General features: G+C 70.4%; 10 protein-coding genes. 4 read left to right on the forward strand and 6 right to left on the reverse strand.

Going from position 1 to position 13,422, the window contains the following annotated elements:
• Positions 1-27: 27 nt before the first annotated feature.
• The 4 genes from QR77_RS17930 to QR77_RS17945 all read right to left on the reverse strand — a co-directional run bounded on the left by QR77_RS17930 (position 28) and on the right by QR77_RS17945 (position 4,596).
• The gene (locus QR77_RS17930; RefSeq protein WP_040022901.1) at positions 28-1,302 is read right to left on the reverse strand and encodes an AAA family ATPase; all 1,275 of its coding nucleotides are present in this window, start codon (positions 1,300-1,302) and stop codon (positions 28-30) included.
• 169 nt (positions 1,303-1,471) lie between these two features.
• Entirely contained in the window at positions 1,472-2,965 is a 1,494-nt protein-coding gene (locus QR77_RS17935; protein WP_040022902.1) for a hypothetical protein, read from the reverse strand.
• Between the two features lie 179 nt (positions 2,966-3,144).
• Positions 3,145-3,933, reverse strand: coding sequence for a hypothetical protein (locus QR77_RS17940; RefSeq protein WP_201778811.1), 789 nt, complete (start codon positions 3,931-3,933; stop codon positions 3,145-3,147).
• Between the two features lie 72 nt (positions 3,934-4,005).
• A complete protein-coding gene (locus tag QR77_RS17945; RefSeq protein ID WP_040022906.1) occupies positions 4,006-4,596 on the reverse strand; it encodes an SRPBCC family protein in 591 nt (196 codons plus the stop codon).
• A gap of 517 nt (positions 4,597-5,113) precedes the next feature.
• Between QR77_RS17945 and QR77_RS17950 the strand changes: the two genes are divergently transcribed.
• The 3 genes from QR77_RS17950 to QR77_RS17960 all read left to right on the forward strand — a co-directional run bounded on the left by QR77_RS17950 (position 5,114) and on the right by QR77_RS17960 (position 10,298).
• Positions 5,114-6,604 carry a class I adenylate-forming enzyme family protein gene (locus tag QR77_RS17950; protein WP_040022908.1) on the forward strand — a complete coding sequence of 497 codons (1,491 nt, stop codon included), beginning with the start codon at positions 5,114-5,116 and terminating at the stop codon, positions 6,602-6,604.
• Between the two features lie 818 nt (positions 6,605-7,422).
• Positions 7,423-9,366, forward strand: coding sequence for a serine/threonine-protein kinase (locus tag QR77_RS17955; protein WP_040022910.1), 1,944 nt, complete (start codon positions 7,423-7,425; stop codon positions 9,364-9,366).
• Between the two features lie 158 nt (positions 9,367-9,524).
• Positions 9,525-10,298: an FHA domain-containing protein gene (locus QR77_RS17960; RefSeq protein WP_040022912.1), complete on the forward strand. Its 774-nt coding sequence runs from the start codon at positions 9,525-9,527 to the stop codon at positions 10,296-10,298.
• Between the two features lie 135 nt (positions 10,299-10,433).
• Here the strand turns inward: QR77_RS17960 and QR77_RS17965 are convergent, their stop codons facing one another.
• Entirely contained in the window at positions 10,434-11,033 is a 600-nt protein-coding gene (locus QR77_RS17965) for a hypothetical protein (protein WP_040022913.1), read from the reverse strand.
• Between the two features lie 272 nt (positions 11,034-11,305).
• The gene (locus tag QR77_RS17970; protein ID WP_052489632.1) at positions 11,306-12,559 is read right to left on the reverse strand and encodes an MFS transporter; all 1,254 of its coding nucleotides are present in this window, start codon (positions 12,557-12,559) and stop codon (positions 11,306-11,308) included.
• Between the two features lie 137 nt (positions 12,560-12,696).
• Here QR77_RS17970 and QR77_RS17975 point away from each other — a divergent pair, with 137 nt between their 5' ends.
• Entirely contained in the window at positions 12,697-13,212 is a 516-nt protein-coding gene (locus tag QR77_RS17975) for a helix-turn-helix domain-containing protein (protein WP_052488868.1), read from the forward strand.
• Positions 13,213-13,422: the final 210 nt, after the last annotated feature.

A 13,422-nucleotide genomic window follows, 5' to 3' on the forward strand; every position in this document is an offset into this window, starting at 1 on the left:
GTACCCGCGGGTGCTTCGCGCCCGCCGTCATCGGCGTACGCCCGTCGCGCGCCCGGCGTCGGCCGTCGCCGCGACCCGTCCCACCGACCGGTCCGCCCGTCGGGCGAGACCGATCACCCCGACCAGCCGCTCCACCGTCGCCGGCACCTCCCAGTCGTCGCGCCGCAGCGAGGCCAGCGTTGTCGCGGGGGCGACCAGCAGGTCCGGGGCGCCGGTCTCCAGCGCCCGGGCCAGTACCGCCCAGCCCGCCTCCCACCTCGCCCGATCGGGCCGCGCCCCTACGGCGGCCACCACCCCCTCCAGCGCGGCCTGACGTAGATCGCCCCGCACCGGCAGTTCGGCGGAGGCCGGATCGGCGAGCAGCGACTCCGGGTCCGGCAGATCCATCCGGTCGAGATGGGCGAGGAGTTCGAGCCCAGGGCCGTCCCCCACTGTGCCCCGCACCAGCAGCGCCAGTACCTCCCGGGAGACGGAGGCCGCGGTGCCGAAGGCGAGCAGGGCCAACGCGGCCTCCCAACTCCGGGGCGAGGGCCAGGCACCGCCGCGCCGCGTCTCCGTAGTGGGCAGCCGGTGGATCAACGTCGGCCGGGCTTCCAGGAATCCACAGACCGCGCGCCGGGCGAAAGCGACCGCCTCCGGCAACCGTTCCGGTACCAGCCGGGGCAGCTCCGCGCGGGGCCAGACTCCCCCGAGCCCGCGCACCACCACCTCCCGGTCGTGCACCCAGTACAGATGCACGAACCTGTTGGCCAGCGGCGGGCTCAGCTCCCACCCGTCCGCCGCCGACGCGCTCGGATTGGCCGCGGCCACGATCCGTACCTCCGGCGGCAGTTGGAGCGCACCGACCCTCCGCTCCAGGACCACCCGGAGCAGCGCGGCCTGCACGGCCGGTGTGGCGGTGGAGAGCTCGTCCAGGAAGAGCAACCCCCGCCCTGCCCGTACGAGTTCCACGGCCCACTGCGGCGGTGCCATCGGCACCCCCTGCACCGCCGGGTCGTCGCCGACGATGGGCAGCCCGGAGAAGTCGGTCGGCTCGTGGACGCTGGCGATGACGGTGGTCAGCGGCAGGTTGAGGGAAGCGGCGAGTTGCGTCAGGGCAGCCGTCTTGCCGATGCCCGGCTCGCCCCAGAGCAGCACGGGCAGGTCGGCCGCGACGGCCAGAGTGAGCGCTTCGAGCTGCTCGTCGGGGCGCGGCTCGGTGGTGGTGGTCCGCAGGAGGGTCAGGAGGGCGTTGGCGACAGCGAGTTGGGTGCCGGTCGCGGATCGGCCGGCGGGGGTGGGCAGGAGAGTACTGGAGGTCATGGGCATCACCTTGGGTGGGATGTGGGAACGGGACAGCCCGTCCCGGAGGTAGTGGGCGTACGGCACGGAACACGCGGTACGCGCACGGGACTTGGGCGGGGCACCTGGTCAGGCGGAACCGCCGGTCAACCGGCAGTCAGGCCAGACTGGTTCTCAGGTCAGGTCGTTCTCAGGTCAGGCCGGTACGGGGCCGGGCCCGGGTGCTCCGCTTGAGGCGCAGTACGGGAGGCGTACGGCGATCCAGTCGGGGGCGGTGACGCGCCTCCGCGTACCCCAGGTCCGAGGCTTTCCCGGCCCCCGCCGCACCGGCCCCGGGGTGCACGTCGACCAACCCCGAGCGGAAGAGACCGTGTTCGACGCGGCGGGCCGCAGCGGACTCCAGTTCCTCCCGCAGCGGCCCGTCGCGCAGGACCGCACCCGGACCGAGCAGCCTCTCGACCACGGCCAACGCCCCGACGACGTCACCATGGCCCAACCGCTCCCGGACCGCGGGCAACGCCTCCGGGTCACGGTGCACCTCGTCGATGGCCCGCAGACAGGGCAGCGCGGGCCCGCCGAGCGCCACCAGCAGGTCCTCCCTGCGCAGTTGTGCCGCGTCGTGATCGATCGCCGTCAGCACCCCGTCCCGCAGCGCTATCCGGTGGACCTCACCCCGGCACTCCACCCGGTGCGGATCACCGGTCCGGGAGACGGGGCCGGTCGCCGGTCCCGCACTGGACGACGCCACCGAGCCGAACGTCGCCAACGCCGCCAACGCCGGGGCGACGAGCGGATGCAGCCGATCGGTGCCGACCAGTCCGGCCCGCAGCAGCTCCAGATCCGGAAGGACCCGGGCCGCCGCCTCCGGCAACACCGGAAGCGCCGCGACCTCCTGCGGCGGCAGCGTCTCCCGCAACGGCCGGAACGTCGGAGCATGGCCCTCGTCGGGAGCGACGAGTTCGAGCACGGCGCGGCTTCGCGTACCGAGCCGTACGGTGAACGCCCCGCGAGGGCAACCCTCGGCCCGCAACAGCAACTCGGCCTCGGCGGCCCACCGTTCCGACGCCCACGAGTGATCGTGGATGGCGGCCCGATGCGGAAGGGACGGCGCCTCGTCCGTACCGAACGGCCCGGTCTGCCCGAACGGCCCGCACCGCCAGGCCAGTTCGCCGCTCCGCTCGGCGTCCCAGAGATGCCGGTGCAGGTCGAGCCGGAAACGCCGGTCGGGATGCGGGTGCGGATGGTGCCTCGGGGCGCCGTTCCCGGACCCCTCCCACAGGGCCAGGGACATCCGCTGTCCGGCGTCCGCCCGGGCCGGCGGTGTCCGCACCACGAGGTGCGGTGGCTTGGCGCCGGAACTCCCGTAACGAGCAAGGGAGATGGTGAGGCCGGCGCGGAGCCGCCCGTCGGGGGCGATCCGGGGCAGGTGCCAGCGGAGCAGATCCGGAGCCAGTCGGCGCAAATCCGCACGAAGACGGCTGAGGAGATCAGTGCCGTAGCGGTCACGCACGGCGCGCAGATCGAGATCGATGTCGACCCGGGCGGCAGCGCACGCCCCGGCCCAGTCACCCACCGCACGCCGTGCGGTCGCGGTCTCGATCATGGACGGTGGCACGGCGTACTCGCGCACGCGCTGCCACATCAACAGGTGGGGCGGAATCTCATTCGCGAAGTGATGTGCCATCAGCAATCACCTTGCGCGAACGATTCCCCCGATCCGTACGAGGAGTAGGTCTTCATCCCCGGCATCATAGGCACCACGGTGTGGATCTGTCAGTCCCATTCGAACCGTCCACCGCGCCGGCCGCGGCGGCGACGGGGTTCGCGGCAGGTGGGCGGAACGGAGTGCCACGCGCGGAGGATCTACTGCTGGGCCGTGGCACTCGGCCCCCGGGGCCTGCGCCGCAAGCGCGGATACGTCAGCCCCGCCCACCATGTGAAGAGGTACGCCACGACGGGCACGGCGGGAGGCACGTACCACCACGGGATGCCGATGAACCTCGCCCCGACTCCCACCACCAGGCCGGTGACGAGAATGATGGCGAACATCCACCCGCCGTACGGGTTCCAGGCGAAAAGCTTGTACGAACCAGGCCTGACAAGGCGCACCGCGCCGAACACCATCGCCTGAGCCGCGAAGAGCCCTGCGAGCGTGCCGTAAGCGGCGACCAACTGGAGCGAGTCCCGGGGTGCTTCGTCGGTGTTCTGCCGAACGCCACTCTTGTCCAGCACCACGATGTCGCGGTGCCAGACGGTGGCGGTGACGTGGTCGCCCGCCTTCAACCGCTCGAAGAGCGGCCCCGGGTCTTCGAAGTCCACGACTACCGGCCGGGGGTCCTCGTCCTTCAGGGTCACCTCGTACTTGTGGGTTTTCCCGGTGTCCTCGATCGCCGTCCTCGCCACGGTGAGGCGCGGCGTACTCAGACAGTCCTCCCGCGCCCGCGCCGTCGCGCGAGCGGGGCACGACTCGGCTGCCTGGTAGTCGCGGTAGTGCGCGCCTTCGGAGGGCAGCCACACAGCGAACGCGAGGTAGCAGAGCACCGCGAACATCAGGGACAGCAGGATCAGCAGTGCGCCCCCGAACCGCGTCCGGCCCGGCGACTGCCGGCCGGCACCGTCCTTCTTCGCCGGCCTGCCCGTGCTGTGAGCCATCGCCCGAACCGCCATCGGCTGCCCCCATCTCTCATCAGCCGGCTTCAGGATACGAGGAGGCCGATCGCCCGGTCAGGGGCGGGCGCTCCCCGCCTCGGCCGTTTCCTTGAGGCGGTTCATCCAGTCCTTGAGACCCGTGTCGAGGGTGCTCTGACTTCCCGGGATGTCGGCGTCGACCGGAGGACCCGCCCACGACTCCTCGGTCGTGGCGAGCACGCCGCCCTTGACCGGTTTGAAGGTGAACAGGTGCACACCGTCGATGCCGTTCACCGGCGCACCCCATGCCGTGCACCGAAGTGGCTTGACCGTCTTGACCGTTGACGTGATGTGCATGTCCTGCGGGGACCATTCGAAAACCGAGCCCGGCCGCAGCGGGCCCGGGGTCTTCTTCTGTGCCGGGGTGATCTCCGGTATCCAACTGGCCCAGTTGTCGATATCCGTGTGCAGACGCCAGACAGTCTTCTGCGGCGCCTTGATGAAGACGCTGACCTTGCTGATCACGGGGGCGCCCTTGTCGACGGTCACGCCCCGGCACTCCTGGTAGGTCCGGGCATGCGGCCGCGCCTCGTTCGCCATCGCGGCCGGCTGGGCGGCCAGAGCCACTGTCGCGCCGAGGGCGGCGGCACTGATGCCCTTCACGAGCCTGCGTCGTGTGGTGATCAACGTCTTCCTTCTCTCATTGTCATGGGCCGACACCGCATCGGACACCGCTCCGTCCGATGCGGTATCGAGCGTGTACTTACGCATGAAAGGCTACGCCCGTAAATATAGCGCCGCAAGAGGGCGTCGCTGCCGGTGTGGGTCCCCAGGCCCGAGACAAGAAGGGCGAGTTGGTGGCTGGAGCCCTGCCCGGCGATCACGTGTTCGTCGATTCCCGGGCTCGGAGGGCGAGTTCGGCTCTCGTCATCCGTCCTCCGCGTGGCCCAAGCGGAACGCCACCGGGCCCCCCGTCGGGAATCGCCCCTCGCGGTCGGCCGGGCTCGGCCCAGGCCTCGCTCAGACTCGCCCTGGCTGGGGTGCGGTTGAGGTCGGGCGTCCACGGCGCGCTCAAGGGCGCCGTGCCTCTGCCGTACCCCGCCGACTTGTCGTTAAGGTACGAACCGCGCTTGTGGCCTGCGAGTTGACACTGCGGCGGCGAGCGACGCGCGGAAAGCTGCCCATGAAGGAGTCGTCTCCAAGCATGTCCGACAACCTGACGCAGAGTCTGGCCGAGCACGTCCGTGACGAAGGGTGGGACGACAGAACCGCCTTCCTGACAGACGATGAAGCCTGGACGTTCAAGCAAGTCTTCGACGGTGCCGCGCGGGTCGCGAGCGGTTACCGGAATGCCGGTCTGAACCCTGGGGACCGGGTCCTGCTGGCCTTACCCGACAGCGTGGAAATGGTCTGGTGCCTGCTCGGAGCCTGGCAGGCCGGTCTCGTCGCTGTGCCCGTCAACGTGCAGATGAGCCAGGAGGATCTGACCAGAGACATCACCACCGCCGAGCCGGCGCTGATCGTGGTCGACCCGGACACCGTCGGTTGGCTCGACACCGCGGGGCTCGCCCCGACCACCGAGGTCAAGCCGCTGCTCGCGGACGAGCCGGACACCCGATTCGTCGGCGGCGCTGAAGAGCCGGCCCTCGCCCTCTTCACATCCGGCACCACGGGCACTCCGAAAATGTGCTTCTTCCTCCACCGCGACGTCGGTGGCTCGCGCCGCCGGCCGAGCACGGCCGGGCAGCTCGGCGCTGTCGGGCTGTCGGTGTCGCGCATGTACTTCCTCGGCGGCCTGAGCGCCTCGTTGTTCGCCACGCTCGGAACCGGACAGATCTCCGTGCTCTCGCGCCCGCGTGCGACCCCGGCCGCGGCGATCGAGCTCATGCGCCGTCACCAGGTCACACGCCTGTTCGCGCAGCCGAGCTTCTTGGCCCGACTGCTCCTCGAACCCGGTCACACCGAGGTGCTCGGACGACTTACGCAGGTGACATGCGCGGGAGAGGTGCTCTCCGCCCGGATGCGCGAGCGGCTGGTGCCCATCCTCGGGGAGCGGCTGATCAACGTGTACGGCGCGACCGAGATTGGCGGCATCGCCATCGGCCGGCCGGCCGCGTACGACACGCCATCGGCGGTCGGGACGCCCTACGACGACAGGCCGGTGCGCGTCGTCGACGCCGACGGGGAGACGCTCCCCGTGGGCGGGCGGGGTGAGTTGTACATACGGGTGCCCTTCGCCTCGCGCGGCGTGGTGAAGGGCAGTCTCGGCCCCGACCAGGTGACCGATGTCTGGTGGCCCACCGGGGACCTGGCGTCGATCGGCGAGGACGGGATCGTGCACGCGCACGGCCGGCTCGACGACGTCGAGGTGATCGGCGGGCAGAACGTGGTGCCCGGCGAGATAGAGCAACTCATCGAGAGCCACCCGCAGGTGCTCGAAGCCGCGGTCAGCGCCGTACGGCGCTCGGCCGGGGACACCAGCCTGCGCGCCTACGTGGTGAGCACCCCCGCGCCCGGGTCCGGCGAAGTCGCCGACACCGACGCCCTGGCCGCCGAGTTGGTCGACCTCGCCCGAGCCCGCCTGTCCTGGTACAAGGTCCCGAACGACGTCGTATGGCTGGACGCGTTGCCCCGGAACGGGAACGGGAAGATCCTGCGCAGGAAGCTCCGCGCGGAGGGCAACCAGTTCGCCTGAGGCGGGCGGGTCGCGCTGTCGCGCAGGTCGTGCGGTCGCGCTGTCCCCCAGTCGGGCCGGGTTCCGTCATCGGGACCCGGCCCGACTCAGTTCGGAGACCGGACGCACGCTCGCCACAGGCACCGCCATGTCACCCTCGCCTCCCTCGCCCGATTCCGCGCCCGATCCGTGGCCGGTGAACAAGCAGCGACGAAGGCGATCCTTGATCGCCCGGCGCACCCACCGGAGGGGGCGGCGGACGCCGGGAACCTCGCCACGCCGCGTAGGCCACAGCGAGTTGACCGACGTCTGCCGCGGAGGACAGCACCGCCACCACCGCGTCGAAGGCGCCGCCCGTCTCACCTGGACGCGTCTCGTCGTCGGGCACGATCCGGCCGCCGCGGGACCGTGCCCCGGCGGACAGGGAACGCATGTGTGTGAGGGACACCGTCGTACGTCGGACCTTGTACGTCGGACCTTGCTCGTCGGAGAGCGTCTTCGTCTCGGACGTGTTGTGGAACGCGCTCAGTTGGTCAGCGCCCCGGCCCACCGCACTTGCGTAATTCCGTGATTTGTTCGCCTGCTGCTCCAGTGTCGCCGACCGGGCGCCGTGCCTGGGTGAGCTGGAAAGGCCGTGCTGCCCAGGTAGGGACGGCCGGGGAAGGAGGCCCGGCGAACGGCGGCCGGGCGTGAAGACCGTGTGAAACCAGGGGTGCGCGGCCACCTCGCCGCCCTGAAGCCCTGCGCGCACCCCCCTCCTTGCGATTAGGTTTCCGTGTGCGTGCCGTCGGGCCGGGTCACGACCGCGGCGGAGCCGAGCGAGGGGAGAGGGAGTCGCTGTGCGCCTGGGAACGAGGGTCGGCCGACGCTATCGGCTGGTCAAGGGGCCGGTGCGTGGCGGGAGCGGCGAGGTCTGGTTCGCCCACGACGAGGAACTTCACCGGGACGTCGTCCTCAAGCGCGTCCCGGGCAACGACGGAGCCGCCGGCTTCGACTGGCTGCGCGCCGAGGCACGCGCCCTGGCGCGCTTCAGCCATCCGCATGTGGTCACGCTGTACGACGCGGTACGGGCGGGGAACCGCTGGCGCCCCACGTCCTGGCTGGTCATGGAGTACGTCGCCGGCGGCAGCCTCGACAACAGACCCGCCATGCGGCCCCAGGCCGCCGCACGGATCGGCGCCCAAGTCGCCGACGCGCTCCACGCGCTGCACGGCAAGGGCATCGTGCACGGCGACATCAAACCGGGCAACCTCCTCATCACCCGGGACGGCACCGTCAAGCTGGCCGACTTCGGCGCCGCCCACCGGGTGGGCGGCCAGGAGACGATCACACCGAACACCGCGGTCAGCTACACCCCCGGCTACGCCGCCCCCGAGGTGCTCAGAGGTCAGCCCGAACCGGCCTCGGACGTCTTCTCGCTCGGCGCCACCGTCCACGCGCTGGCCGCCGGGCACCCGCCCCGCCGCGCGGGCGCCGCGGGGAAGGACGCGAACGCGAGGGCAGACGCCAACGACGACGCCAACGACGACCCCAACGACGAGGCCACCGCGTACCTCGCCGCCCGGGAGGCGGCCCGCGGCACCGTCGAGGTCGACGAGGCGACCGGCCCGCTGCGTAAGACGCTGGAGGCCATGCTCGCGCGCGATCCGGGCGCCAGGCCCACGACGGCCGCCGCCCGCGAGGCGCTCGCCGCGCTCGCCGGACCTGAGGAAGACGCGCCGACCCTCCCGGACCGCATGGCCGCCACGCTTCCCGAACCCGAACTGCCCGGCGTGCCGTTCCTGCGCCGCCACGTGGGAGCGGTGACAGCCCTGGCCGTGGTGGTCGCGGCCCTCGCGGGCGTCGGGATCTGGGCGCTCACCGGCGGCGGCGGCGACCCGGGCCCCGCTGGGCCGGGGGACGCGGCACCGCCCGGACGGGCCGCGGTCTCCGTCATCGGCGACCACCGCACGGCCGACCCCTGTGCCCTGACGAAGCCTTCGAAGCTCACCTCGTTCGGCGATCCCAGCCGCGACCCCGCGTACGGCGGTTTCAACCGGTGCGACACCATCGTGCAGACCGACAGTGGCTCCGTGGACGTCGAGGTCGAGTTGGACAACGGACCCACCAGCGACATCACGGGCCCCTCCACGACCGAGGGCCCCGTACGCCTCATCAAGGAGGAGCCCGACGGCGGCGAGTGCGACCGTACGCTGCTCCTGCCCGGACGGGACCACGTCCACGCGACCGTCACCGCCAAACCCGCCGACGGCGGCAGCCCGGCCACGTCCCTGCTGTGCCGCATGGCCGACGTGGCCGCGGCCGACGCCGTATCCGCCGTCAACGCGGTGCCCTCGGGCGGGGCGATCGTCCGCCGGTCCCCGCCGCTGCCCGACGGCTCGCTGGTGCACCAGGACGCCTGCACACTGCTCGACGCGAAGGCGTTGGAGACGGTGCCCGGCATCAACGCCACCGACCCGGACATCGGCTTCGGCAACTGGGACTGCTCGTGGGGCAGCACCACCAGCGACACCTATGTGGACGTGTACTTCGACAGAGGCGATCCGCTGACGGCGGCCAACGGCACTCCCACCAGGCTCGGCGGTCACCGCGTCTTCGTCGCGCCGCCGAACGAGGAGGGGGACCACACGGCGCTCGTCCAGGTGGTCGCCCGCACCGACGGCACGGGCGGCGACGCGATCCACGAGATGGTCGAGGTGGTGGTCGGCGGGTCGTCGCGGTCGGACTCGGAGCTGCGTTCCCTGGCGACCGGGCTCGCCACCTCGGTGGCCCGCGCGCTGTGAGACCCCCCGTACGAGGCAGCCGGCCATAGCCGCGCGATCCGGCTCTGGGAGGGGTCCCGCGCGGGTGCGGCACAGTCGTTGGAGGGTGCTCGGCACAGGGGACCGGGCACCCTCGCACCCCTCGACCATGCGCTCGCCAGTGCAGGCAAGGAGACCCGATGGTGAACAACCCTTACACTCTGGCGCGCGGCGCCCTGCCCGCCGTACCGGGCACCCTCCACGCGCGGTCCGTCACCGGCGGCATCAAGATCGCGCCGCAGGCGGGACGGACGGTCCGGTTCGGACGCGGTGAGCGGCCCGACGTCGATCTGCCGGTCGGCGAGAACGACATGCGGGTCAGCCGCAGCCACGGTGAACTCACGTACCGCAAGGGCACCTGGTGGCTGCGGAACACGGGGCAACAGCTCGTACGCCTGCCGCACGGCCTCATGCACATGAGCACCGATCCCCTTCCGCTCGCCACGGGCTACACCCCGCTGTTCGTGAAGGGGTCGGGCTACCGGGAGCACCTCGTCGAGCTGTACGTGTCGGGTCCCGACGAGTCGGCCGCCGTACCGCGCCGCGAGGCCGCCACGCTGCCGCCGAAGATCTGGCCGCTGCGGGACGACGAGCGGCTGTTGCTCGTCGTCATGGGGCAGCACTACCTGCTGTACGAGCGCGGCGCACGCCCCCTGACGTACCGTCAGACAGCCCAACTGCTGGCGTCCCTCCAGCCGGACGGCAACTGGAACGAGCGCAGGATCGAGTACAAGATCGCGGCGCTGCGCCAGCGGCTCGGGGGTGCCGGGTTCCCGTACCCGCTCGCGCACGACGCCGACGCGGGTGCCCCCTGGGACAACAACCTCCTGCACAACCTGCTGACCGGGCTCGTGGAGTCGACCACACTGGTGCCGCCGGACCTGGAGCTGATGGACGAGGGCTTCGACGACTGAGACGACCGCCCACCGTCCACCGCACACCGCACACCGCACACGCGAAACGCTCGGCTGGGAGAACCCCAGCCGAGCGTTTTGTCTGATGTCTCAGGCCTGCCCAGGCCACCATCAGGTGTCTAGGCCGCCATCAGGTCAGATCGTCGGTGTCTCGTCGACGACTTCCTTGTGCGGTTCGACGATGAACTTCCAGCCGTCGCTGGGCTCCATGAACCGCACGCGGGTCGGGTAGATGTCCAGGGCGCGGCGGTCGCGGTTCTGGTTGCTCGTGTTCTTCCGCCCCCGGGCCGGCTCCTCGAACAGGTCGACCTTGACGTCCGGGACCGCGACGACTTCCTCGCTCCAGCGCTGAACGATCCCCACGCCGAACGCGTCCCGCGCGGCGGAGTAGAGCGACTCCAGAGCTTCCTTGTTCCCGTTGGGCACGAAGAGGGCGAGGTTCAGGAGGACACCGGCACTCTGGAGAACCTCGATTTCCTCCCCCGCCTTGTCGGCAATCCAGATCCCGCGCTCTTCGGCATTGTCCGGGAGAACGTGGACTTCCTCACCGAAGACAGTCTTCGCGGTGAAGGAACCTCCCTCAAAATTCTTACCCGGCTCCGTAAGGAATGCCGGGGCGTAGCAGTCGAGAGGAAGGCCATCCATCTCTGCCGAGACGAAAATTCCGTCCTGGCGGCCCAACTCTGCAATCTCGCCGGCCGTAAGACGTCGAGCCGTAACCTTCTCGGTATTCACGCCATTCCCCTTTTTTCGTGGCGTCCTATGAATTCATTAATACTCTACCACGGAAACGACCGGCCAGTTTCCGTTAGGCATGACCTCGCACTCACGATAGCGCTGGTCAGCCCGGCGAGTAATTCCATCCCCCTTAGCGGCGACAGACAAATCCTCACGCATCGCCGACGGAATGCAGCACCCCTCGGAGGGGCTTCCGGCGGGTGAATGAAACTGTCGCATCGGTAATTCGTGATCGAATCCGCAGATGTAGGCATCCATCGCCGAGATGACTATGAAGGACTTGAAGCACTTGAAGCACCAGGAGTAACCGAATCGACCGTCGCACGTCGCGTGACCGCCCACAGAAGAAGTGCGAGCAAGCTGATTCCGGCACCGAGTGCGCATACGGCTGTCCAGCCCGCCACCGCGTAAAGCATGGTCGCGGCGAAAGCACCCGACGCGCTGCCGATCGAATAGAAGACCATGTACCCCCCGATCAGTCGGCTTCCCGCCTCCGGGTGCAGCGCGTAGATCAGGGTCTGGTTGGTGACGTGGACCGCCTGTACGGCGAGATCGAGGACGATCACGCCGGCCGCCAGGGCCCAGAGCGAGTGCCGGGTGAAGGCCAGCGGCAGCCAGGAGACGGTCAGCAGGGCCAAGCCGATGCCGGTGGTTCGCTGGGCGAGGCCGCGGTCGTTGAGCCGGCCGGCCGCGGTGGCGGCGAGGGCGCCCGCCGCTCCGGCCAGTCCGAACGCTCCGATTTCGGTGTGGGACAAGGAAATTGGGGGTGCGCTGAGCGGCAGGGCGACACTGCTCCACAGCACACTGAAGGCGGCGAAGATCAGCAGAGCGAGCAGGGCCCGCACGCGGAGGAGGCGCTCGCGCGCGAACAGCGTGACGGTGGAGCGCAGCAGCCGCCCGTACGCCCTGGCCGTCGGCGTGACACTCTCGCGGGCCGGCGGCAGCACGCGGTGGAGCGCCAGGGCGAGTACGCAGGTGAGGACCGCCGAAGAAAGGTAGACGGAGCGCCAGCCGGCGAGGTCGGCCAGGAGGCCGGACACGGTGCGGGCGAGCAGGATGCCGGTGACCACGCCGCTGGTCACCAGACCGACGACCCGTCCGCGCTCCTCGGGTGGAGCGAGGGACGCGGCGAAGGCCACCAGCGTCTGGGTGACCACCGCGAGCAGCCCCACGGCCCCGAGGCCCACCAGGAGGAGCGCCGCGCTGCCTGCGGTGCCGACCGCCGTCAACGCCGCCGCCAGGAGGAGGAGTTGCGCCGCGACGAGACGTCTGCGGTCGACCATGTCTCCCAGCGGTACGAGAAAGAAGAGCCCCAGCCCGTAACCGATCTGGGTCAGGGTCACGACTACGCCGACTGTCGCTGTGCCGATCGAGAAGTCGCGGCCCAGTGTGACGAGGAGTGGCTGCGCGAAGTAGACATTGGCCACAGCCGTTCCACAGGCCACGGCGAAGAGCAGGGTGACCCCTCTGGACAGTGTGAACCCGGACGTCCTCGCACTCAGCGCCACGACCTCTGCTGCCATGACCTTGCGGTCTCTTCCCATGCGAAGCCCTTTCACGACTGATTGCGCCTGACGCATTTGGTTGCATCTTGCTACCAGTGGGACGGTAGCCCGCCCTGGTAGCGTGTTGCAACCGGTGTGATGGACTGGAGGGCGACATGGTCGAGCGGACACGCTTCAACGACAGCGACTGTCCCGTCGCGCGATCCGTCGACGCGATCGGCGACCGGTGGTCCTTGCTGATCGTGCGGGACGCCTTCGACGGCAGCCGCCGCTTCGGCGAGTTCCAGCACAGCCTCGGCGTCGCGAAGAACATCCTCGCCGCGCGCCTCCGCGAACTGGTCGTCGCCGGAGTCCTCGACACCGTCCCCGCCTCGGACGGCAGCGCGTACCACGAGTACGTACTGACACCGAAGGGCAAGGGCCTGTTCCCTGTCATCGTCGCGCTGCGACAGTGGGGCGAGCAGAACCTCTTCGCCCCCGACGAGCCCCACTCGGAGATGACCGACCGCCGGCAGGGACGTCCCTTGCGCGCGCTGGAGGTCTACGCCGCGGACGGGCGGCGACTCGACGCCGACGACACCACCGTCAACAAGGTCAACGAGGCCAACAAGGCCAACAAGGTCGGTTGGCCGGGGACGCCCGGAGATCCGCGGAGCCGCACAACCCGGTGAACCGCTCCGGGCCCGGGGCGGCTTGGACAGCTTGGGGCCCTCTGGCCGTGCCGGCGCAAGGTCGCGTTCATCGGGTGGTCGCGGAGATGGACGAAGGTTCGCGTGCTCTCCGAAGACCCGCGAAAGGAACAACCATGGCCACAACGAACGATACGGCGGAAACGACCGACGGGCTGAGCCGCCGTCACGCGCTCGGCCTGCTGGGCACAG

Origin of the sequence: Streptomyces sp. 150FB (genome assembly GCF_000818195.1) — a bacterium.
Taxonomy (GTDB): Bacteria; Actinomycetota; Actinomycetes; order Streptomycetales; family Streptomycetaceae; genus Streptomyces.

Coding starts and splice junctions, on each gene's coding strand:
- QR77_RS17975 (WP_052488868.1), top strand. CDS start 12,697: ATGGTCGAGCGGACACGCTTCAACGACAGCGACTGTCCCGTCGCGCGA.
- QR77_RS17960 (WP_040022912.1), top strand. CDS start 9,525: ATGGTGAACAACCCTTACACTCTGGCGCGCGGCGCCCTGCCCGCCGTA.
- QR77_RS17940 (WP_201778811.1), bottom strand. CDS start 3,933: ATGGCTCACAGCACGGGCAGGCCGGCGAAGAAGGACGGTGCCGGCCGG.
- QR77_RS17970 (WP_052489632.1), bottom strand. CDS start 12,559: ATGGCAGCAGAGGTCGTGGCGCTGAGTGCGAGGACGTCCGGGTTCACA.
- QR77_RS17950 (WP_040022908.1), top strand. CDS start 5,114: ATGTCCGACAACCTGACGCAGAGTCTGGCCGAGCACGTCCGTGACGAA.
- QR77_RS17930 (WP_040022901.1), bottom strand. CDS start 1,302: ATGACCTCCAGTACTCTCCTGCCCACCCCCGCCGGCCGATCCGCGACC.
- QR77_RS17935 (WP_040022902.1), bottom strand. CDS start 2,965: ATGGCACATCACTTCGCGAATGAGATTCCGCCCCACCTGTTGATGTGG.